The organism is Bradyrhizobium centrolobii (assembly GCF_001641635.1).
Lineage (GTDB): Bacteria > Pseudomonadota > Alphaproteobacteria > Rhizobiales > Xanthobacteraceae > Bradyrhizobium > Bradyrhizobium centrolobii.
This window is the reverse complement of sequence record NZ_LUUB01000039.1, coordinates 73,597-96,076: the sequence shown is the minus strand read 5'-3', so window position 1 is coordinate 96,076 and position 22,480 is coordinate 73,597. Positions and strand designations below refer to the sequence as shown.

Annotated in this window: 18 protein-coding genes, 1 other RNA gene and 1 pseudogene; 8 read left to right on the top strand and 12 right to left on the bottom strand. The window is 65.4% G+C overall.

Features of this window, described 5'->3' with window-relative positions:
* Positions 1-109 (top strand): annotated as a pseudogene (locus AYJ54_RS52205) (glutathione S-transferase); the annotation flags it as partial.
* Between the two features lie 163 nt (positions 110-272).
* Here AYJ54_RS52205 and AYJ54_RS10225 read toward each other — a convergent pair.
* On the bottom strand, positions 273-908 hold the full coding sequence (locus tag AYJ54_RS10225) for a LysE family translocator (RefSeq protein ID WP_063698796.1): 636 nt from the start codon (positions 906-908) through the stop codon (positions 273-275).
* A 262-nt stretch (positions 909-1,170) separates the two neighbouring features.
* On the opposite strand from AYJ54_RS10225, the gene AYJ54_RS10220 reads away from it, so the two are divergent.
* A complete protein-coding gene (locus AYJ54_RS10220) occupies positions 1,171-2,136 on the top strand; it encodes a D-cysteine desulfhydrase family protein (protein ID WP_161491831.1) in 966 nt (321 codons plus the stop codon).
* Between the two features lie 15 nt (positions 2,137-2,151).
* Here the strand turns inward: AYJ54_RS10220 and polA are convergent, their stop codons facing one another.
* Complete coding sequence (polA, locus tag AYJ54_RS10215; protein ID WP_063698794.1) at positions 2,152-5,241, bottom strand: DNA polymerase I; 3,090 nt, start codon at positions 5,239-5,241, stop codon at positions 2,152-2,154.
* Between the two features lie 199 nt (positions 5,242-5,440).
* On the bottom strand, positions 5,441-6,508 hold the full coding sequence (locus AYJ54_RS10210) for an acyltransferase family protein (RefSeq protein ID WP_082905583.1): 1,068 nt from the start codon (positions 6,506-6,508) through the stop codon (positions 5,441-5,443).
* 189 nt (positions 6,509-6,697) lie between these two features.
* Between AYJ54_RS10210 and AYJ54_RS10205 the strand changes: the two genes are divergently transcribed.
* The 4 genes from AYJ54_RS10205 (at position 6,698) to AYJ54_RS10190 (ending at position 13,004) form a co-directional block, all read left to right on the top strand.
* Entirely contained in the window at positions 6,698-8,014 is a 1,317-nt protein-coding gene (locus tag AYJ54_RS10205; protein WP_063698792.1) for a UDP-glucose dehydrogenase family protein, read from the top strand.
* 192 nt (positions 8,015-8,206) lie between these two features.
* Positions 8,207-10,684 (top strand): ATP-dependent helicase HrpB, encoded by a 2,478-nt coding sequence (gene hrpB, locus AYJ54_RS10200; RefSeq protein ID WP_063698791.1) that lies wholly within the window; start codon positions 8,207-8,209, stop codon positions 10,682-10,684.
* A gap of 126 nt (positions 10,685-10,810) precedes the next feature.
* Positions 10,811-11,323, top strand: coding sequence for a TIGR02281 family clan AA aspartic protease (locus AYJ54_RS10195; RefSeq protein WP_063698790.1), 513 nt, complete (start codon positions 10,811-10,813; stop codon positions 11,321-11,323).
* Between the two features lie 181 nt (positions 11,324-11,504).
* Positions 11,505-13,004: a phosphomannomutase/phosphoglucomutase gene (locus tag AYJ54_RS10190; protein WP_063698789.1), complete on the top strand. Its 1,500-nt coding sequence runs from the start codon at positions 11,505-11,507 to the stop codon at positions 13,002-13,004.
* Positions 13,005-13,191: 187 nt separating this feature from the next.
* Here AYJ54_RS10190 and AYJ54_RS10185 read toward each other — a convergent pair whose 3' ends face one another.
* From AYJ54_RS10185 to AYJ54_RS10145, 9 genes are all read right to left on the bottom strand, one after another.
* A complete protein-coding gene (locus AYJ54_RS10185) occupies positions 13,192-13,701 on the bottom strand; it encodes an Lrp/AsnC family transcriptional regulator (RefSeq protein WP_063698830.1) in 510 nt (169 codons plus the stop codon).
* 67 nt (positions 13,702-13,768) lie between these two features.
* Positions 13,769-14,722, bottom strand: a complete 954-nt coding sequence (locus AYJ54_RS10180; RefSeq protein ID WP_063698788.1) for a sugar kinase — start codon at positions 14,720-14,722, stop codon at positions 13,769-13,771.
* Positions 14,723-14,735: 13 nt separating this feature from the next.
* Complete coding sequence (gene nudC, locus AYJ54_RS10175; RefSeq protein WP_063698787.1) at positions 14,736-15,680, bottom strand: NAD(+) diphosphatase; 945 nt, start codon at positions 15,678-15,680, stop codon at positions 14,736-14,738.
* 11 nt (positions 15,681-15,691) lie between these two features.
* Positions 15,692-16,111, bottom strand: coding sequence for an HIT domain-containing protein (locus AYJ54_RS10170; protein ID WP_063698786.1), 420 nt, complete (start codon positions 16,109-16,111; stop codon positions 15,692-15,694).
* Positions 16,112-16,431: 320 nt separating this feature from the next.
* On the bottom strand, positions 16,432-17,559 hold the full coding sequence (locus AYJ54_RS10165) for a muconate cycloisomerase family protein (protein WP_063698785.1): 1,128 nt from the start codon (positions 17,557-17,559) through the stop codon (positions 16,432-16,434).
* Positions 17,556-18,311, bottom strand: coding sequence for an SDR family oxidoreductase (locus tag AYJ54_RS10160; RefSeq protein WP_063698784.1), 756 nt, complete (start codon positions 18,309-18,311; stop codon positions 17,556-17,558). Before AYJ54_RS10160 ends, AYJ54_RS10165 begins: the two co-directional genes overlap by 4 nt.
* Positions 18,311-19,105 (bottom strand): amino acid ABC transporter ATP-binding protein, encoded by a 795-nt coding sequence (locus AYJ54_RS10155; protein WP_063698783.1) that lies wholly within the window; start codon positions 19,103-19,105, stop codon positions 18,311-18,313. Before AYJ54_RS10155 ends, AYJ54_RS10160 begins: the two co-directional genes overlap by 1 nt.
* A complete protein-coding gene (locus AYJ54_RS10150) occupies positions 19,102-19,764 on the bottom strand; it encodes an amino acid ABC transporter permease (RefSeq protein ID WP_063698782.1) in 663 nt (220 codons plus the stop codon). Before AYJ54_RS10150 ends, AYJ54_RS10155 begins: the two co-directional genes overlap by 4 nt.
* 223 nt (positions 19,765-19,987) lie before the next feature.
* Complete coding sequence (locus AYJ54_RS10145; RefSeq protein WP_063698781.1) at positions 19,988-20,842, bottom strand: transporter substrate-binding domain-containing protein; 855 nt, start codon at positions 20,840-20,842, stop codon at positions 19,988-19,990.
* 183 nt (positions 20,843-21,025) lie between these two features.
* Here AYJ54_RS10145 and ffs point away from each other — a divergent pair.
* Positions 21,026-21,122: signal recognition particle sRNA small type (ffs, locus tag AYJ54_RS10140), an RNA gene on the top strand.
* A 94-nt stretch (positions 21,123-21,216) separates the two neighbouring features.
* Positions 21,217-22,480 (top strand): DNA polymerase III subunit gamma/tau (locus tag AYJ54_RS10135; protein WP_245328970.1); only part of this gene is annotated, 1,264 nt, incomplete at its 3' end.

Genomic DNA, 22,480 nt, shown 5'->3' with positions numbered 1-22,480 from the left:
CCCCCGCCACAAAGTGGAGCTGTCGGATTTCCCCAACGTCAAGCGCTGGTACGAGGCGCTGATGGCGCGCCCGGCGGTAAAGCGCGGCATGGAGGCAAAGCTGGATTGAGGGTGTTAAACCCTCTCCCCTGTGGGAGAGGGTGCCGAGCGAAGCTCGGCGGGTGAGGGGTCTCTCTCCGCGACCTCACCTGTGGAAAGAGACCCCTCACCCGTCTCGCCGTCGCGTCCCGCGCCGGCGATCCACCCTCTCCCACAAGGGGAGAGGGTGACAATCACACCCTCTTCGCCTCGACAGCCATCCTAACCGCAAGCCCTGCCAGCACCGTGCCCATCAGCCAGCGCTGCACCAGCATCCAGCTCGGGCGGCTCGACAGGAACAGCGCGATCGATCCGGCGGCAAGCGCGATCATCGCGTTGACGCTGACGCTGATCGCGATCTGGATCGCGCCCAGCACCACCGATTGCACCAGCACGCTGCCGGCGGTCGGATCGATGAACTGCGGCAGCAGCGCAAGGTAGAGCATCGCGATCTTCGGATTGAGCAGGTTGGTGACGAAGCCCATCGCGAACAGTTTGCGCGGGCTGTCGATGGCGAGCTTCCTGACCTGGAATGGCGAACGGCCGCCCGGCTTCACCGCCTGCCAGGCGAGCCACAGCAGATAGAAGGCGCCGGCGAAGCGCAGCGCGTCATAGGCGAAGGGAATGGCGAGCAGCAGCGCCGTGATGCCGAACGCCGCGCACAGCATGTAGAAGACGAAGCCGAGCGCCACGCCGCCGAGCGAGACGATGCCGGCCGAGGGGCCTTGCGTGAGCGAGCGCGAGATCAGGTAGATCATGTTCGGCCCCGGCGTCAGCACCACGCCGAGCGATACCAGGGCGAAACCGAGCAGCGTTGCAATGTGAGGCATGGGGGGACTCGCGGAAGGGATGCGCACGTTTCTAACGTGCGTCGACCCGCGATGTCATTCCGCAAATTGCTCCGAGTGCAATGAGCTGCGGCGTGTATCGATAGCCCGTTCGCCTGAATGTGATGCAGCAATCGTCGACGGGAGCTATAATAGCGGCCGCCGGGCAATTGTTGAAATTTGACACGTGAGTCAGGCGGACAGAACGATGCAAATTGATCGCAGGCCCTTGTCCGACCGCCTCGCTGTCTTTCCCCGCTTAGGCTTGGCTGATCTGCCAACGCCGCTCGAGCCGATGAAGCGACTGACGGCCCATCTCGGCGGACCGCGGCTGTGGGTCAAGCGCGAAGACGCGACCGGGCTCGGTTTTGGCGGCAACAAGCTGCGCAAGCTCGACTACGTCCTGCACGAAGCGCTTTCGAGCGGCGCTGATACGATCGTCTCGGGCGGAGTCGTGCAATCGAACAGCCAGCGGCAGGTTGCTGCGGTGGCCGCAAAGCTTGGCCTTGCATGTCATCTTGCGGTCTACCATGGCCGGCTCGAAGCACCGACGCCGGAATACAAGACGTCGGGCAACGCATTCCTCAATCGGTTGTTCGGCGCGCATCTGCACGATGTGCCGTGGACCGGAGACCGCAATGCAGCCATTCGCACGCTCGTCGGCGATCTCCAGGCGAACGGGCGCAAGCCGTATTTTGTGCCATACGGGGTGTCGAATGCCCTCGGCGCAGTTGCTTATGCCACGACGATTTCCGAGATCGAACCGCAGGCAGCGCAACTGGGCTTCTCACCAGCCGCTATCGTGCACTGCACCGGAAGCGCCGGCACGCAGGCTGGTCTCGTGGTCGGTGCGGCCGTGGCAATGCCGAGCACGCGGATTGTCGGGATTGATATTGACGCCGAGCCCGCACGGGTGCGAACTGATGTCACGGCGTTTGCGCGAGAAGCGTCCGATCTGCTCGATGTGTCGTTCGACGAAGCAAGCGTGGAAGTCGTCGCCGGGCATGCGGGACCTGCCTACGGGGTGCCGCACGAAGCTACCATCGAAGCGATCCGGCTTGCAGGCCAGCTCGAGGCTCTTCCACTTGATCCGGTCTATTCCGGCAAGGGGCTCGCTGGCTTGATCGCCCTGATCCGCCAGGGGCGCTGGCGCAAAGATCAGGATGTCGTCTTCCTGCACACAGGCGGCGCGCCGGCGCTTTTCGCCTACCAGAGCGCACTCGGCATCTGAACTGGCACGCTGCCTCTAATGTGCCTCTTCCCAATTATTCGCGGCGCGCGCGTCCACATGCAATGGCACCGACAGCACGACCGCCGGGAATGGCGCGTCCTGCATGACGTGCTGTACCACCGGCAAGGTCGCCGCCACCACATCGTCCGGCACCTCGAAGATCAGCTCGTCGTGCACCTGGAGCAGCATCTGCGCCGACAGCTTCTTCTCGGCCAGCGCGTCCTCTACGCGGGTCATGGCGCGGCGGATGATGTCGGCCGCGGTGCCCTGAAGCCGCGCGTTGATCGCGGCGCGTTCGTTGAAGGCGCGGACCGAGGCGTTCGAGGCCCTGATGTCGGGATAGTGGCACTTGCGGCCGAACAGCGTGGTGACGTAGCCATTCTGCCGGCAGAATTCCTTGGTCTCGTCCATATAGGCGCGGATGCCGGGGAAGCGCTCAAAATACTTCTTGATGTAGGCGGAGGCTTCCTCGCGGGCGATGCCGAGCTGGTTGGCGAGGCCGAACGCCGAGATGCCGTAGATGATGCCGAAATTGATCGCCTTGGCGCGGCGGCGGATCTCGCTCGGCATGCCCTTGATCGGCACGCCGAACATCTCGGACGCCGTCATCGCGTGAATGTCGAGGCCGTCGCGGAATGCCTGCTTCAACACAGGGATGTCGGCGATCTCGGCAAGCAGCCGCAGCTCGATCTGCGAATAGTCGGCGGAGACGAGCTTGTGCCCGGGCGTCGCGATGAAGGCGCGGCGGATCTTTCTGCCGTCCTCGGTGCGCACCGGAATGTTCTGCAGGTTGGGCTCGTTCGACGACAGCCGGCCCGTCGTGGTCGCGGCCAGCGCGTAGGTCGTATGCACGCGATGGGTCTGCGGATTGACGTAAGTCGGCAGCGCGTCCGTGTAGGTCGATTTCAGCTTGGAGACCTGGCGCCACTCCAAGATCTTCTTCGGGAAGTCATAGCCCTGCTCGGCGAGATCGTCGAGCACCTGTGCGGTGGTCGACCACGCGCCGGTCTTGGTCTTGCTGCCGCCGGGCAGTCCCATCTTGCCGAACAGGATGTCGCCGATCTGCTTGGGGCTGCCGACATTGATCGGCTCGCCCGCAAGCTCTTGCAATTCGGCTTCGACCCGTGCCGCGGTCTGGGCGAACTCGCCCGACAGCCGCGACAGCACCTGGCGGTCGATCGAGATGCCGCGCCGCTCCATGCGCGCGAGCACCGAGACCAGCGGGCGCTCCAGCAACTCATAGACGGCGGTCATGTGCTCGGCGATCAGGCGCGGCTTCAGCACCCGCCAGAGTCGCAAGGTGACGTCGGCGCGCTCCGCGGAATGCTCCGTTGCCTTGTCGATCGCGACCTGATCGAAGGTGAGCTTGTTCTTGCCGCCGCCAACGAGCCCGTTCTCAGCCAGCATCGCGTGCCCGAGCCAGCGCTCGGCGAGCGATTCCAGCGCATGCGAGCCGCGGCCCGCGTCGAGCACGTAGGAGATCAATTCCGCATCGTCATGGTTGCGCAGCGTGATGCCTGCCTGTGCCAGCATCACCGCGATGAACTTGACGTTGAAGCCGATCTTCAGAATGCCATGCGATTCCAGCACCGGCCGCAGCGCCTCGATGGCCGCCTCGAATTTCACCTGGCCGGGCGCCAAGCCCGCATCGAACAGCCCGGCGCCACCGCCGGGCTGCTTGTGGGCGAGCGGAACGTAGGCCGCATCGTCCGCGCCGAGCGCCAGCGCGATGCCGCAGATGTCCGCCTGCATCGGATCTTCCGAGCTCGCCTTCACCTCGATCGCGACATGGCCGGTATCGTGGATGTGAGCGATCAGCGCCTCGAGCTGGTCGAGCGTCCCGACCACCTGATATTTCGCGCGATCGATCCTGGTCTTGCGCGCGGCGTCCGCGCGAGCCTCGGCCAGCGAGATCGGCGTGCCCTTGGGGCTCGCGGCCTTGTCTTCCTTGCCGGCGGCTTTGTTGCGCTCCTTGGCGCCCGGTGCAGCTTGCGCGGATGTGCCAGGTCCCGGCGCCGGCACAACGTCCGAGGGCGGCAGCGGCGAGAACACGCTGGCGCCGCTCGCATAGCCGGGATCGGCCTCCACATCGGCGGGATCGATCTGGGCGTATTCGGCGACGCGGCGCGTCAGCGTGGAAAACTCCATCGCCTTCAGGAAGGCGATCAGCTTGCGCGCGTCGGGCTCGTGGACGGCAAGGTCGTCGAGCGGCACGTCCAGCTTCACCTTGTCGTCGAGCAGCACGAGCTGGCGCGAGATCCGAGCCTTCTCCGCGTTCTCGAGCAGCGCTTCGCGGCGCTTGGGCTGCTTGATCTCGCCGGCGCGGAACAGCAGTTGCTCGAGGTCGCCATATTCGATGATCAGTTGCGCGGCGGTCTTGATGCCAATGCCGGGAACGCCGGGCACGTTGTCGGTGGAGTCGCCGGCCAGCGCCTGCACCTCGACCACCTTCTCAGGCGGCACGCCGAATTTCTCGATCACCTCGGCGATGCCGATGCGGCGATCCTTCATGGTGTCGTACATGGTCACGCAATCGGTCACGAGCTGCATCAGGTCCTTGTCCGAGGACACGATGGTCGCGTTCGCGCCGCGCTCGCAGGCCTCGCGCACATAGGTCGCGATCAGGTCGTCGGCCTCGAAGCCGGCCTGTTCCAGGCAGGGCAGGTCGAAGGCGCGCACGGCCTCGCGGATCAGCGCGAATTGCGGGATCAGATCGTCCGGCGCCGGCGGACGGTGCGCCTTGTATTCGGGATAGATCGTGTTGCGGAAGGTGACCTCCGACTTGTCGAACACAATCGCCAGATGGGTCGGCCGGTTGTCCTCCGGCATGTCGCGGAGCAGCTTCCACAACATGTTGCAGAAGCCGAGCACGGCATTGACCTGCAAGCCGTCGGACTTGCGGTTCAGCGGCGGCAGCGCGTGGTAGGCGCGGAAGATGTAGGAGGAACCGTCGACCAGGAACACATGATCGCCCTTTCCGGGCGCCTTGGCTGCCACTGGCTTGGCAGCAGCTTTGGCAGCCGCGGGCTTGGTCTCGGCGGCCGCCTTGGGCGCGGCAGCCTTGGTGTCAGCTTTGGCGGTGGTCTTCGGGGAGGTTTTGGGCATGGCCGCAATGTATGGATTTTTGCGGCATTTGACAGCCTTGGAGGTGGGAATTTTGGGCTGCTAGCGCCACTATCCCCACTGTCATTCCCCGCGAAAGCGGGGAATCCAGTACGCCGCGGCCTATCGGTCGATAACTGCTGTCTCTGGAATACTGGGCCGCCCGGTCCGCACATCATGCCGGGCGATGACGGCGTCCTGCCTACTCCGCTGCCTGCAACACCGGCGCTGCCTTCCTCGGCGCGATCCAGAAGGCATTGGGCCGCTCGAACAGGAAGTTGGCATGGAGCCGCAGTGCGGCCTGCCAGATCACGAGCGATCCGATCACGCCGGCGATGGTGACGATCAGAGACACCATGCCGATGTCGGGAATGACGCCCGTGCGCAACAGCAGCGTTCGGGTCGCTGCCATCGGCAGGAAGAAGGCGAGATAGATCACGATCGAATGCTCGCCGCAGAAGCGGAACAAGTTCAGCCAGTGGACGCGCGCGAGCAGCGTGCCGATCGTGATGATGGCGCAGGCGCCGGCGAAGCCGAGCATCAGCGACACGATCTGCCATTCGCTCGCACCGAGAGCGACGAGGCCTGCGTTGATGACCGCCCATGCCGCGAGCGCGGCGAGCGCGAGAGCCGGATGTTGCCGCGCGCGGTCGGACAGCGCGAAGACGTAATCGGCGAACAGATAGCCCGAATAGAAATACACGAAGCGCGCGCAGAACTCGTCGATCACGGTCCAGCCGGTCGCGATCCGCGCCGTTTCCAGCGATGCCGCAACGAGCCAGATCGCGGGGGGCGGGATCCGCCGCGTCAGTTTTGTGACGACGAAGAAGATCGGCAGCAGATAAATGAACCAGAGGGTGCCGAATGGTTCGATGAACGATTCGAGGTAAAGCAGACCGACGTCGCGCCAGCTCGATTCCGCCGCGAAGGCCGGCGCCTTGAAGGCGAACTGGATTGTCACCCAGACGACATAAAAATAAGCGAAATGCACCACCTTGCGGTCGAGATAGGTTCGCCAGTCCCGGCCGATCACCAGTGGAAGGAACAGGCCCGAAATCAGGAAGAAGTCCGGCATTCGGAACGGCTTTGCGAAGGCCACCAGCACATGCATGAAGCCGGTCTTGCCGGCGGCGAGTTCGACCCCCAGCACCGAATGCATCATCACCACCATGACGATGCAGATGCCCTTGGCGTAGTCGACCCAATCCACGCGCGGTCCGTCCGGACGCCTGGAGCTCCCGTTCGCCGCCATTGTGCCGATTGGTGCCATGGTGTTCCTTTTTGAGGCATGTGCGGCCCGGACCTGTCCGGGCCCGAGGCAGTGTGGGGCCTTGGCGGTTTCCGACTTCTTTACCGGTACAAATCGCGTGCCGGTTTCTGAACGCGGGCTGTTCTCTCCTATGGGGAAAATGCTAAACCGCCCCAGTTGGGGTTCCGTTAACCAGAGACAGGGGCTTCTATGCGAATCGCGATGATCGGCACGGGTTACGTGGGGTTGGTGTCCGGGGCCTGCTTTGCGGATTTCGGCCACGACGTCACTTGCGTCGACAAGGATGAAAGGAAGATCGCAGCACTTCACCGCGGCGAGATCCCGATCTACGAACCGGGGCTCGACGAACTGGTCGCAGCCAATGTGAAGGCCAAGCGTCTGAGCTTCACCACCGACCTGTCCAAGCCGGTGGCGGAGGCCGACGCCGTGTTCATCGCGGTCGGTACGCCCTCGCGCCGCGGCGATGGTCATGCCGACCTGTCCTACGTCTACGCCGCCGCGCGTGAGATCGCGCAGTCGCTCTCCGGCTTCACCGTCGTGGTGACGAAATCGACCGTTCCGGTCGGCACCGGCGACGAGGTCGAGCGCATCATCCGGGAAACCAATCCCAACGCCGACGTCGTGGTCGCCTCCAACCCCGAATTCCTGCGCGAGGGCGCGGCGATCCGCGACTTCAAGTTCCCGGATCGCGTCGTCGTCGGCACGTCCGACGAGCGCGGCCGCAAGGTGCTGGGCGACATCTACCGGCCGCTGTCGCTGAACCAGGCGCCGCTGATGTTCACGGCGCGCCGCACCGCGGAGATGATCAAATACGCCGCGAATGCGTTCCTCGCGACCAAGATTACGTTCATCAACGAGATCGCCGATCTCTCGGAGAAGGTCGGCGCCGACGTGCAGGAGGTGGCCCGTGGCATTGGCCTGGACAACCGCATCGGCACCAAGTTCCTGCATGCGGGCCCGGGCTTCGGCGGCTCCTGCTTTCCGAAGGACACCAAGGCGCTGATCAAGATCGCGCAGGATTACGACGTGCAGCTGCGCATCGTCGAATCCGTGCTCGCGGTCAACGAGAACCGCAAGCGCGCGATGGCGCGCAAGGTCAGCCACGCGCTCGGCGGCGCGCTGCGCGGCAAGACCATCGCCGTGCTCGGCCTCACCTTCAAGCCGGACACCGACGACATGCGCGATGCGCCGTCGATCCCGCTCGTGACCGGTCTGCTCGACATGGGCGCGAACGTGCGCGCCTTCGATCCGGTCGGCATGGAGCAGGCCAAGCACGAGCTGCCCAGCATCACCTATTGCGAGGATGCGTATTCCTGCGCGCAGGGCGCCGATGCGCTCGTCATCGTCACCGAATGGGTGCAGTTCCGTGCGCTCGATCTCGGCAGGCTGAAGGCGACCATGGCGCAGCCCATCGTCGTCGACCTGCGCAACGTCTACCGCCCCGAGGACATGGCCGCCGCCGGCTTCGTCTACGAGAGCGTCGGGCGGCCGCCGGTGGAGGGCTGACAGCAACACATTCTTGTCTACCGAAACCGTCATGGCCGGGCTTGTCCCGGCCATTCACGTCTGTTTTCTAGGTTAGTCTGACGACGTGGATGCCCGGCACCCGGCTCCGCCAAGGCTTCGCCGGGCTTTCGGTATCAGGCCGGCGAAGCTTCAGCGAAGACGGCGAGGCCGGGCATGACGAATGGATAGACTTTGCCCCGCAGTTTCGACACGCCCCTTCCGATCGATGCCGTGCTCGACGATCTGTCGCGCACGCTGGATCAGTACAACGCCGCCGTGCTGGTGGCACCGCCCGGCGCCGGCAAGACCACGCGCGTGCCGCTCGCGCTCCTGGACGCGCCCTGGGCCAGGGACAAGAAAATCATCGTGCTCGAGCCGCGGCGCATCGCTGCACGGGCCAGCGCCGATCGCATGGCCAAATCGCTCGGCCAGCGTGCCGGCGAGACCGTCGGCTATCGCGTTCGCTTTGGCTCAAAAGTGTCGCGCGCGACGCGCATCGAGGTGGTGACCGAAGGCATCTTCACGCGCCAGATCCTCGACGACCCCGAGCTCTCGGGCGTTGCCGCCATCCTGTTCGACGAATTCCACGAGCGCTCGCTCGACGCCGATCTCGGCCTCGCGCTGGCACGCGACGCGCAACTGGGGCTGCGCGAGGATCTGCGCATCCTCGTGATGTCGGCAACGCTTGACGGTGCGCGTGTCGCAAAGCTCCTCGGGGAAGCGCCCGTCGTCGAAAGCGAGGGCCGCGCCTATCCGGTCGAGACGCGCTATCTGGGCCGCAAGGCGGATGCGCCGATGGAGCGGCAGATGGCGGATGCGATCGCGTCCGCGCTGCGCGCAGATAGCGGCTCGGTGCTGGCGTTCCTGCCGGGCGCGGCCGAAATCCGCCGCACCGAGAATCTCCTCTCCGAGCGTGTGCAGGATGCCGGCACCGAGATCGTGCCGCTGTTCGGTGCGCTCGACGCCGCCGTGCAGGATCGCGCCATCGCGCCGGCACCCAAGGGGACGCGCAAGGTGGTGCTGGCAACCTCGATCGCCGAGACCTCGCTGACCATCGAAGGCGTGCGTATCGTCGTCGATTCAGGCCTTGCCCGTGTGCCGCGCTACGAGCCGGATATCGGCCTGACCCGGCTCGAGACCGTGCGCGCCTCGCGCGCGGCGGTGGACCAGCGTCGCGGCCGCGCCGGCCGTACCGAGCCCGGCGTGTGTTACCGGCTCTGGGACGAGCCGCAGACGGCGTCGCTTGCGCCCTACACCCAGCCGGAAATCCTCAGCGCCGATCTGTCGTCGCTGGTGCTTGATCTCGCGCAATGGGGCGTTGCCGATCCCGCGGCGCTGTCGTTCCTCGATCCGCCACCTCAGCCGGCCTGGAAGGAAGCCAAGAGCCTGCTCAGCGAGCTCAACGCACTCGATGGCGATGGCCGTATCACCGCGGAGGGCAAAAGCCTGCGCGCACTGGCGCTGCCGCCGCGGCTCGCACGCATGATCGTGGATTCGCATCGCGTGGGCGCCGGCGAGGCGGCTGCCGAGATCGCCGTTATCCTCACCGAGCGCGGGCTCGGCGGCGACAGCGTCGATCTCGAGCACAGGCTCGATCAGTTCCGTCGTGACCGTTCGCCGCGCGCGACGAGTGCCCGCGATCTGGCGCGGCGCTGGGCTTCGCAGGTGGCTTCTTCGGAGAAGGCAGCGCAGGAGCAGGGCGATCTCTCGACCGGCCTGATGCTCGCCTATGCCTTCCCCGACCGCGTCGCGCGCAATCGCGGCAATGGCAGCTTCGTGCTTGCCAATGGCCGCGGCGCCGCGGTCGAGCAAACCTCCTCGCTCGCCCGAGCGCCCTACATCGCAGTCGGGGAAATGACGGGAACGGCGGCGAGCGGGCGCATCCTGCTCGCGGCGCCGATCACACAGGACGACATCGAGCGGCATTTCGCCGAGCATATTGAGCTGACCGACGAGATTTCCTTCGATCGCAACGCGATGGCGTTGCGGGCGCGACGCAAGCGCGCGCTGCATGCGATCACATTGTCGGAGGCGCCGCTTGCGCTCTCGCCATCGGAAGCGACCGCGCGCATCCTCGCCGACGGACTGATCGCCGCCGGCCTCGACCGGCTGCCCTGGTCGAAACAGGCCAAGCAATGGCGCGACCGCGTGATGTTTCTGCGCAAGGCCGAGGGCGAGAGCTGGCCCGACGTCTCGGACGACGGGCTGATTGCGCGACGCGACGACTGGCTGGTGCCTGCGCTCTACGACAAGACCGCGCTGAAGGATGTCTCCGCCGGCGATCTCTCCGATGCGCTGATGGCACTGCTGCCCTGGGAGTTGCGCGCGCGACTCGAGCGCGAGGCACCGACCCATTTCGAGGCGCCGACCGGCACCATGCTCGCGATCGACTATGAAGCCGAGCAGGGGCCGACCATCGCGGTGCGGCTTCAGGAGCTGTTTGGACTCAACAACCATCCGTCGATCGCCGCCGGCAAGGTGCCGCTGGTGCTGGAGTTGCTGTCGCCGGCGCAGCGTCCGGTGCAGGTGACGCGCGACCTTCCCGGCTTCTGGCGCGGCAGCTACAGCGCCGTGCGCTCGGATCTGCGCGGCCGCTACCCGCGCCATCCCTGGCCGGACGATCCGGCGAGCGCGCTGCCGACCCGGCGGGCGAAGCCGCGCGGCACGTGAGATTCAAAGCGCCGCATTAACCGTTCGCTCATCCTTTTCGCCAAAATGGCACCGTTCCGGCCGCACCCTCGCTCGCGGACGTGGACGTTGCGTGGTGAAATCGAGTTTTCGGCTCCGAGTGGTGTGATGCGTAACATAATGATCTTCGCGGCCATCATGATCGGGCTGGGCACGTTCATGGCGCAGATGGCGGACAAGATGAGCTCGGCCTCGGCGACATCGGCGCCGCGCACGACGGTCGCAGTCGCAACCGCAGCGCCGGTCGGCAATCGCAGCCTCAGCATCCCCCGCGACGCGCGCGGCCATTTCCAGACCGAAGGTCGGATCGACGGGCAGCGCATCGGCTTCATGGTCGACACCGGTGCTTCCGTGGTGGCGCTGAACGAGACCTCGGCCGCCCGTTTCGGCCTGCGTCCCTCGCGCGGCGAGTACAACGCAACCGTCAGCACCGCCAACGGCACCATCAAGGCTGCGCGCACCCGCATCGCCATGCTCGAGGTCGGTGGCCTCATCGTGCGCGACGTCGACGCCATGGTGCTTCCCGACGAGGCGCTGTCGGAGAACCTGCTCGGCCTCTCCTTCCTCTCCAGGCTGAAGCGTTTCGAATACGCCAACGGCCAGATGGTGCTGGAGCAGTAGGTCCAGACCGGTTACGGCCGGACCAATTCAATAGCGCCCAGGGCAGAGGCCTGCCGCGGGTAACGTTTCCCCGTTACCAAACTGCCGCAATTGTAAGCCATAAGCTGCCAATCCCGCCTTTCGCTGCGGCCCGGCATTCGCTAAGGCTGCATCAAACCTGCCCTTTCACGAGACCGTCTCAATGTTTCCCAAGCCGAAGTCCGTCCTGCTGCCGAACACCTATGCCTTCGAATCCGAGCCGATGGTGAAGGCCACGGGCTTCCGCGAATATGACGCCCGCTGGCTGTTCAACAAGGAAATCAACCTGATGGGGGTGCAGGCGCTCGGCATGGGCCTGGGCGCGCTGATCGCCGAGCTCGGCGTCAGCCAGGAGATCGTCACCGGTCACGATTTCCGCGGCTATTCGGCCTCGATCAAATATGCGCTGATCTCGGGCCTGATGGCGGCCGGCTGCAAGGTGCACGACATCGGGCTGGCGGTGACGCCGATGGCCTATTTCGCGCAGTTCGACCTCGACGTGCCCTGCGTCGCGATGGTCACGGCCTCCCACAACGACAATGGCTGGACCGGCGTCAAGATGGGCGCCAATCGCCCGCTGACCTTCGGCCCCGACGAGATGACGCGGCTGAAGGAGATCGTGCTCAACGCCGAATTCAAGAACAAGGCCGGCGGCTCCTACCAGTTCCACGAGAATTACCCGGCGCGCTACATCGCCGATCTCACCAACCGCCCGAAGCTGAAGCGCAGGCTCAAGGTGGTCGCGGCCTGCGGCAACGGCACCGCTGGCGCCTTCGCGCCGCAGGTGCTGGAGGCGATCGGCTGCGAGGTGATCCCGCTCGACACCGAGCTCGATCACACCTTCCCGAAATACAATCCGAATCCGGAAGATCTCGAGATGCTGCACGCCATCCGCGATGCGGTGCTGCATCACAAGGCGGATGTCGGCCTCGGCTTCGACGGCGATGGCGACCGCTGCGGCGTCGTCGACAACACCGGCGAGGAGATCTTTGCCGACAAGGTCGGCGTGATGCTGGCGCGCGACATGTCGGCGATCCACAAGGATGCGCAGTTCGTCGTCGACGTGAAGTCGACCGGTCTGTTCATCACCGATCCGGTGCTGCAAAAGCAGGGCGCGAAGACCGCCTATTGGAAGACCGGCCATTCCTACATGAAGCGCCGCACCAACGAGATGGGCGCGCTCGCCGGCTTCGAGAAGTCGGGCCACTTCTTCTTCAACAAGCCGTTCGGCCGCGGCTATGACGACGGCATGGTCTCGGCGATCGCGATCTGCGACATGCTCGACCGTGCGCCGGACAAGTCGATGGCGGACCTCAAGAACGCGCTGCCGAAAACCTGGTCGTCGCCGACCATGTCGCCGCATTGCGCGGACGAGGCCAAATACGGCGTCGTCGATGCCGTGGTGAAGCATTTCGAGGCGTTGCAGAAGAAGGGCGAGAAGATCGGCGGCCAGGCGATCCGTGATCTCGTCACCGTCAACGGCGTTCGCGTCACCGTCGAGGACGGAAGCTGGGGCCTGGTGCGCGCCTCCTCCAACAAGCCCGAGCTCGTGGTCGTCGTCGAGAGCCCGGTCTCCGAGCAGCGCATGCGCGACATGTTCGAGATGGTGGACAGCGTGCTGCGCACGCATCCCGAGGTCGGCGAGTACAATCAGAAGATTTGAGGCGGCTCTCACTGGGCCGCTGTAAGTCAGTCGCCACGCACACCGCTGTCATGCCCCGCGAAGGCGGGGCATCCAGTACGCCGCGGCCTATCCGTATACGACTGGCGTCTCTGGAATACTGGATCGTCCGCCTTCGCGGACGATGACAGCGTCGGCAGGGTGAAATGCTCGCCTTCGTCGAAGAGCCCTAAGCCGCCACCACCGCCGGGATCGGCAGCGCCGTGACCGACTTGATCTTCTCCATCGCGAAGCGCGAGGTGACGTTCTTCAGCGGCACGGCGCTGATCAGCTTCTTGTAGAAGACGTCATAGCTCTGCATGTCCGCGACCACGACGCGCAGCATGTAGTCGACGTCGCCGGCCATCCGGTAGAACTCCATCACCTCGGGCATGGCACTGACGGCCTCGGCGAACTTTTTCAGCCAGGCGTCCGAATGGTCCGAGCTCTCCACCGACACGAACACGGAGATGCCGAGCCCGATCTTGTTCTGGTCGACCAGCGCCACCCGTTTCAGGATCACGCCGTCGGCCTCCAGGCGCTGGATGCGCTTCCAGCAGGGCGTAGAGGACAGTCCGACCCGGTCGCCGATCTCGGCAACTGACAGGGAGGCGTCTTCCTGGAGCACCATCAGGATTTTGCGGTCGATGGCGTCGAGGCGGCGGCTGGTCTCAGGGATCTGGACGGCGATGTCAGTCATTTGAAGAACTTTGTTCCATTTCATGGGCTGATTTCCCTGATATAGAGAAAATCCTTCTATAGCAAGCCTATATTCTTGGCGAGCGGCAGGTATCGGGCTCTCGCCTCATGCGCAAAAACTCTTCAACTTCAATGCGTTGCGGGGAAGCTTCGCCACCCCCGTGGCGGGTGCATTTCAGTGCGGCCGCCGCCGCGGCGAATCGCAGCGCCTCCCGCACGTCCTCTCCCTCGGCGAGGCGGAGCGTGAAGGCGCCATGGAAGACATCGCCGGCGCCGAGCGTATCCACGGCCTCGATTGGAAAGGCCGCTGTCTCCTCCAGCTCGCCCGCCTCGTTCAGCCAGAGCGTGCCGCGCGGGCCACGAGTGGCGGCCAGGAACGCCGGCGTCAGCTTCGCCAAGGTCCTCAGTGCTTCCCCGTCGTCGGCAACGCCCGCGCTCTCCTGCACCTGCTCGCTGGCGAACAGGAGATGCGAGGCGGCGGTGAGCAGGCCGTCGGTCCGCGCCATCGCGCGGTCGACGCCGACGATGACGGGAATACCGCGGCGGCGCGCCTCGGCGCAGAGGTCGCCGCAGAACGTGGCACAGCGGCTTTCGACGAGGACCGCCTGGCAGTCGGCGAAGAGTTCATCGCCGTCCGGCAGCTTGACCGTCCACAGGGCCGGGTCGCGATAGATGACGAGCGTCAGCTCGCCGGAGGCCTCGATCATGATTGCCGAGACCGGCGTCGTCAGGCCCGGCATGCGCACGATGTGTCTGATATCGATGCTTTCCTGCGTCATCCGTTCGAGGATGAAGCCGCTCGACGCCTCCCGCGCGTCGCCCATTGGTCCCGCGAAGGAGACGCGGCCGCCAAGCCGCGCGATGGCAATCGCGGCATTGAGCGCATTGCCGCCGCAGATCTCTTCCAGATGGCTGGCATTGGCCTTGCTGCCGCGCGCGGGCACGGCCTCGACACGAAAGGTCAGGTCGCGCACGGGAATGCCGATGCAGAGGATGCGCGGCGCGATCCCTGGTGCAGCCATCGGCGGTCTCAGCTTACGCGCCGCTCTTGTCGTGGACCCAGCGGCCGAGCAGATGATGGGCGATGGCGAAGGGATGCGGGCCGGCGAGTCCCTCCGGATGCGTCCGCGTCAGCATCAGGGCTGCTTCGTCGCGCGTGAACCAGCGCGCGTCCTCGAGCTCCGAGCGATCAACGACGATGTCCTCGTTCAGCGCCCGTGCGCTGCAACCGATCATCAGCGATGACGGATAGGGCCAGGGCTGGGTCATGTAATACTGCACGTCGGTGCAGCAAATGCCGGACTCTTCGAGGATCTCGCGGCGCACCGCGTCCTCGATGGTCTCGGCGGCCTCGACGAAGCCGGCGAGGCAGGAATACATGCCCGGCGGAAACTGCTTCTGGCGGCCGAGCAGGCACTTGTCGCCGGAGGCGACCAGCATGATCACCACCGGATCAGTGCGCGGGAAATGCTCCGCCTTGCAGCTCGGGCATTCGCGCTTCCAGCCGCCTTCCTTCATCGCGCTGCGCGTGCCGCAATTGGCACAATAGCCGTGGCGTTGGTGCCAGCCCACCATCGACTTCGCCATCGCGACCGCCGAGAGCTCCTGCGGCGGGATCGCGCCCTGCATCGCCATGCCGCGCAGCTCGGTGACGGTGTAGTCGTCGCGGCCGATCAGCTTCTCGGCGGCGGCCTGCGACAGGCCCATGCCGAACACCGCGGCGCCATCGCGCAGCCCCAAGAAGATCGTGCCGGGATTGGCGCCGCATTTGAGGGCCTCGTCGATCGACAGCAGTGCGCGCACCTTTTCGCCCTCGCGCTTCACCAGCAGCGAGTCGCGGTAGACGACATAGGCGCGCGAGGACGGCTTCTGCTCCATCGCGAACAGCTTTTCATCATCGCGGCGCAGATGCGCGGCGCGATCGAGGACGTTGGTGACGAAGGCCGGTTGCCCCAGCGGAAACGAGTCGAATGCTGACATTTCTTGTTCTTTCAACCCAACCAGATCTTGCGGCGAAGCGCGCTGATGAAATTCTGCACCTCTGCGGCGTCATGCGCCAAGGGCGGCATCACGCCCCAGACCGGCCGCGGCCATGCAGCGTCGCTGGTTCGGCGCGCGATGATGTGAACGTGAAGCTGCGGCACGAGATTGCCGAGTGCTGCGACATTGAGCTTGTCGCATTTGGTGATCTCCTTCAGCGCGCGCGAGACGCGGGAGATCTCCGTCATCAGCTGCGCCTGCTGCACTTCGTCGAGATCGATGATCTCGACCGCATCGGCGCGTCGCGGCACCAGCAGCAGCCAGGGATAATGGGCGTCCTTGATGACGAGCACCTTCGACAGCGGCAGGTCGCCGATGTCGATCGTGTCCTCTTTCAGGCGGGAGTGCAGCGACCAGGCGGGTTCGGGCATGAAGGGTTTCCAAAGGCCCGATGGATCGGGCTGAGCGGGACGGAATTCCCGAGGGTTTGGTCCGACCATACGATACCGATTCCGATAGGGGAAGGATGGTGGTCCGCGGAAGCCGCATACGCGATCGTCGTCCCGGACAAGCGTAGCGAAGCGGAGCGCTGATCCGGGACCCAACCACAGAATGGTGTTTTGCGAAGACTAGTAACCACTAGCTTCGCGCCGCAACTGTTCCCTGGAGTTATGGGTCCCGGGTCTGCGCTTACGCTTGCCCGGGACGACGATCGAGGTTGTGGCAGCGCCAGCAGCCATGCTGGCACGCGTCACGCCTCCGCGAGCACGCGCGCGTTGGCGCGGACTGAGGCTTCGCTGACGCGGATGCCGAGACCCGGGCCATCCGGCACGACGACATGGCCGGCGCGGTTCGCAACCCGCTCTTCCAGCACATCCTCGGTCAGCACGTGATGCGGCATGTAGAACTCGCAGCCGAGCGAGATGCCGGGCGTGGCCGCTATGAGTTGCGTGCCGGCGGCAAGCCCGATGCCGCCTTCCCACAGCGTGCCGCCATAGCCGGGCAGGCCGGCGATGTCGGCGATCGACATGATGGCTTGCGCCTCGAACAGGCCACCGGCCTTCATCAGCTTGATCGACACCGCATCGGCGGCCTCGCGGCGGACCACCTCCATCATGTCGCGGCGATCGAAACAGCTTTCGTCGGCGAGCACCGGCGTTTCCAGCGCCGCGGTGAGCTGTGCCATCACATCGAGATATTTGCGCGGCACCGGCTGCTCGATGAAGGTCGGCGCAAACTGCTCGACGTCGCGCAGGATCTTGATGGCGCCGAACGGCGCCAGCGCCTGGTTGTAGTCGACGCGCAGGTCGACGGTGTCGCCGAATTCTTTCCGGATCGCCTCGAGATGATCGAGGTCCTCGCAATGCGGCTTCACTCCGGTCTTGACCTTGTAGATGACGTTGCCGTCCGGGACCATCTTTCGCATGCGCTCGAGATCGGCGACGAAATCCGGATCGGCGATCGAGAAGGAAAGGGGAATCGTGTCGCGCACGCGGCCGCCGAGCAGGTCGGCAACCGAAAGACCCGCCGACTTGCCGACGATGTCAAGCAGCGCCATCTCGATCGCGACCTTCGCCTCGGCGTGGCCCACCAGCGCGCGGTCGAGTTCCGCCATCAGCGCGCGAATGCGACGCACCGGCTTGCCGAGCACGATCGGCCGCAAATAGATGTCGAGTGCGGAAAACGCGGCCTCGGGCGTGCCAGTGAACACCTCCCACGGCGCCGCTTCGCCCCAGCCGATCACGCCGTCGCTCGCGGTCAGCTCGATCAGCACGCGCTTAACGGTGCCCTTGACGTTGCCAACGCCCTGCAGGCGCGCCATTTTAATCGGGCTCTCGATCAGGAACAGCCTGATACGTTCGACGGTCGCTTCGGTCATGTCAGGCCTCCATTGACGTGCCAGACCTGGCCGGTGACGTAGGACGCCTTCGGCGAGGCCAGGAAGGCGATGATCTCGGCCACTTCCTCCGGGCGTCCACGACGGCGCATCGGGATCAGCGCCTCCGTCGCGGCGATCTGTTCGGGCGAAAGCCGGCTCTCGCTCGGCTTGTCCTTGATGATGAGGCCGGGCGAAACCGCATTGACGGTGATGCCATCCCTGGCAAGCTCGACCGCGGTGAGGCGCACCAGTGCTTCCAGCGCGGAGCGGCTTGCGGCTGTTGCCGCGAAGGGCGCGAAGTCGGGCCGGATCGCATGCGCAACGAACGATGACACCGCGACGATCCGCGCATCACGTCCGGCACGCAACAGCGGCAGCGCGGCGTCGACCACCCGCGTGAAGGCGAGCGCGGATTCATCCATCGCCCGGCGAAACTGCTCCGGCGGCGTGCCGATCGCGCTGCCACGACGGGCATGGCCGCCAACCAGGATCAATGCATCGAGCCGGCCGAAGGCGCGTTGCGCGGCAGCGATGGCATCGGTGGCTGCGGCCTCCTCGGCAAGGTCTCCAAGGCATTTTGCCACCACTGCGCCTTGCGCTTCGGCTGCCGCCGCGGTGGCATCAAGGCCGGCTGCGTTCGCGCGCGTGTGCAGCAAGAGCGCGGCGCCGGGGGCAGCGAGCAGTCTTGCGGTGGCGCGGCCGATGCCGCTGGCGGCGCCGGTGACGAGGTAGACGCGGTTGATATCAGGCATCACGGTGTCGCGTTGGCCAGCGGCAGCGCGCCGGTGCGGTGGAAATGGCTGAGGAACGCGCGCGTCGCGGCCTCGCGCGGCGTGTCGATCACCTGCCGCGATGGGCCTTCCTCGACGACGATGCCGTCGCGCATGAACACGACGCGGTCGGCGACCTCGCGCGCAAAGGCAATCTCGTGGGTCACGATCACCATGGTCATGCCTTCGGACGCCAGCCGTTGCATGACGTTCAGCACCTCGCCGACGAGCTCGGGATCGAGCGCGGAGGTCGCTTCATCAAACAGCATCACGTCCGGCTCCATGGCGAGCGCGCGCGCAATCGCAACGCGCTGCTTCTGTCCGCCGGAAAGCGTCGCCGGATATTGGTCGGCCTTCTCCGCGAGCCCGACTTTTGCCAATTGCGCACGCGCCAGCTTCTCGGCGTCCGCCTTGGCCATGCGCCGCACCGTGACCGGTCCCTCCATCACGTTCTGGAGCGTCGTCATGTGCGGGAACAGGTTGAAATGCTGGAACACCATGCCGGTGGTGGCGCGGAATTTGGCCAGTGTCTTCACATCCGGCGGCTTGGTGCCCTGGCCGAACTGGAAGTGCGTGTCGCCGACGCGGACGCTGCCGCCATCCGGCACCACAAGAAGATTGATGCAGCGGAGCAGCGTCGACTTGCCCGAGCCGGACGGGCCGATCAGCGCCACGACGCCTCCCTTGCCGACGTCGAGGCTGATGTTCTTCAGAACCTCGTTGCTGCCAAAACTCTTGCGCAAGCCGCGGATATCGATCTTGGAGGTCTCGCTCATTCGCTGACCGCCAGTCGCTTCTCGCCGCGCCGGACGATGATGGTCAGGGGGATCAGGATCGCCGCATAGGCGACCGCGACCGCGGTGTAGGTCTCCAGCGGCCGGTAGCTGTCGTGGGCGGCGACCTGGCTCTGATAGACGAGGTCGGGCACCGCGAGCACCGACACCAGCGAGGTATTCTTGAACTGGATGATCGACTGGTTCATCAGCGCCGGGATCATGCGCTTGATCGCCTGCGGCAGCACGATGCGCCGCATGGTCTGGCCCGGCGTCATGCCGAGCGCCGCGCCCGCTTCGGACTGGCCGCTGTCGATCGAGACGATGCCGCCGCGGATGATCTCCGAATAGAACGAGCCGCCATAGAGAGAGAGCGCGAGCGCCGAGGCTGTGATCGGCGTCATCTCGACGCCGGCCAGGATCGGCAGCGCGTAATAGAACCAGATCAGCTGCACCAGGATCGGCGTGCAGCGGAACGCCTCGATGAAGGCGAGCGCGACGAGGCGCACCCCGGCAAAGCGGGACAGACTGCCGAAGGCGCCAAGCAGGCCGAACAGCAGTCCGCAGACGACGATGACCACGGTGAAGCCGACGGTGACGCCGAGCCCATTGAGAAAGAGCCAGCGATAGCTCCAGAGGATGCCGAAGTCCCACTGATACATATTCTTTCGGACCTCAGCCGCGAAGAAGTTTGGATTGGCAGAGCCACGATCTCACTGCACCTCTCCCGCTTGCGGGGGAGGTCGGCGCGAAGCGCCGGGTGGGGGCTCTATCCATCTTGGGAGTGTCGATTGCGGAGACACCCCCACCCCAGCCCTCCCCGCGCAAGCGGGAGAGGGAGTCGAACAGAGCGTGCGGATCGAGGCTACCCAATTTTACGATGCCCTACAGCGAAACGCCCGGCGGAATGTCCGCCTCAGTCACGCCCACCAGCTCCATGTTGGTCAGAATGGCGTTGCGGATGAAGCCGAGGCCCTTGTTGAAGTCGATCCAGGTGTTGACGTAGTCGCGCCAAGTCTTGTCGTTCTCGCGGCGGAAGCCGGCATTCGACGTGGTGGCGAAGACCGGGGTCGGCAGCACGAACTGGCCGAGCGAAGGGTTCTTCTTGAGCACGGTCAGCGACAGCATGGTGATCAGGCACTGCGCGTCGACGCGGCCGGTCTGCAGTGCGGCGGTGGCATCGTCGGCGGTCTTCAGCCGCGAGATCTGCGCCTTCGGCGTCAGCCGGCTGACGACCTGGTCATGCGAGGAGCCCTGGTCGACGGCGATCTTGATGTCGGGCGAGTTCAGCTCGGCCCAGGTCTTTGGCTTGAAGTCCTTCTTGCAAAGAATGCCGAAGGCGTTGTTGAAGACCGGCACCGAGAAGTCGACCACCAGCGCGCGCTTCGGGGTCGGGTTGAGGCCGAAGAAGATGTCGATCTTGTTGGACTGGAGGTCGAGCACCGAATTGCCCCAGGTGGTCTCGGTGATCTCGAGCTCGGCCTCCATGTCGTCGGCGAGTGCTTTCGCGATGTCGATGTAAAAGCCCTTCCACTGGCCGGTGGCGAGGTCCTTCATGTAATAGGGCGCGCCGCCGCCGACCGCGCCGATCCGCATCTTCTTGGTGCGGCGGATGCGGGCAAAAGTCGATTCGTTCGGATCGGCCGCCTGGGCCACGGCCGGGGACGCCAGCGCGCTCGCGGTCAGCGCGCCAACGGCGCCAAGCCCGACAATCGATGCAACATCACGACGTGTAACCATTGGGATCAATCGCTTTTCTGGTTGGATGGAATTCCGGCAGCGTTCTTACCAAGGCAGCCCCTGCCGCGAAAGCACAGCCTATCGGCTGGGCAGACCCGGAATTGCCCGGATGCTGGGCAAGGTCAAACCGTTCAAGGCGATACCCGCTTGCTTTCCGGTCCTTTTGGCCCCAAATAGGGATCGGGAGATTGGCGGTGGACGAGCCACTCGCCAACCGGGTCAGGTCCGGAAGGAAGCAGCCCTAACGAGGTCCGGATCGGGTCGCTCGTCAGTCTCCTACCTGTTTTTTCGAGCGAATTGCGCCGGCGGGATCCCCGCCAGCGCGCTCCTTTCCGCAAAAGCCGGCCGAGAGACATTTCATTGCGGATCGACCGATGACCGACGCTGGCGCCCCCACCAACCCTGATAGCGCTAGCCAGGCTGGTTTTGAGCCCGGCGCCCAGCCGGGCACGCCGTACCGGGTGCTGGCGCGCAAATACCGTCCCTCCAGCTTCGACGACCTGATCGGCCAGGAGGCCGTGGTCCGCACCGTCTCCAACGCGTTCGAGACCGGGCGCATTCCGCAGGCCTGGATCCTCACCGGCGTCCGCGGCGTCGGCAAGACCACCACCGCGCGCATCCTCGCCCGAGCGCTCAACTACGAGATGCCGGACGGCTCGGTGAAGGGCCCGACCATCCACATGCCGACGCTGGGCGTGCACTGCCAGGCGATCATGGAAAGCCGGCACATGGACGTGCTGGAGATGGACGCCGCCTCGCATACCGGCGTCGACGACGTCCGCCAGATCAACGACAGCGTGCGCTACGCGCCGGCCAGCGCCCGCTACAAGGTCTACATCATCGACGAAGTCCACATGCTGTCGACCGCGGCCTTCAATGCGTTCCTGAAGACGCTGGAGGAGCCGCCGGAGCACGCCAAGTTCGTGTTCGCGACCACCGAGATCCGCAAGGTTCCGGTGACCGTGCTGTCGCGCTGCCAGCGCTTCGACCTGCGCCGGGTCGAGGCCGACGTGCTGATGAAGCACCTCGCCAATATCGCGGCCAAGGAGAGTGTCGAGATCGAGCCGGAGGCGCTCGGCATCATCGCGCGCGCCGCGGAAGGTTCCGTGCGCGACTCACTGTCGCTGCTCGACCAGGCGATCGCGCATGCGGCGGGCCAGGTGAAGGCAGATGCCGTCCGGCAGATGCTGGGGCTTGCCGACCGCACCCGTGTGATCGATCTTTTCGATTCACTGGTGCGCGGCGACATCGCCGCCGCCTTCAAGGAGTTCCGCGACCAGTACGACACCGGCGCCGATCCGATCGTCGTGCTGTCGGACCTCGCCGAGTTCGTCAACTTCGTTACCCGCGTGAAAATCGTACCGGCGACCGCCGACAACGTCGCCTATGGCGAGACCGAGCGGCTGCGCGCGCGTGACTTCGCCTCGAAGATCTCCATGCGGGTGCTGTCGCGGATGTGGCAGATGCTGCTCAAGGGCATCACCGAGGTGCAGGCTGCGACGCGGCCTGCCGCGGCCGCTGAGATGGTGCTGGTACGCATCGCCTATGTCGCGGACCTGCCCACGCCGGACGAAGCGATCCGCATGCTGGAACAGAACGGCGGCGGCGCACAGGCTGCGAGCGGCGGAAGCACTGCGC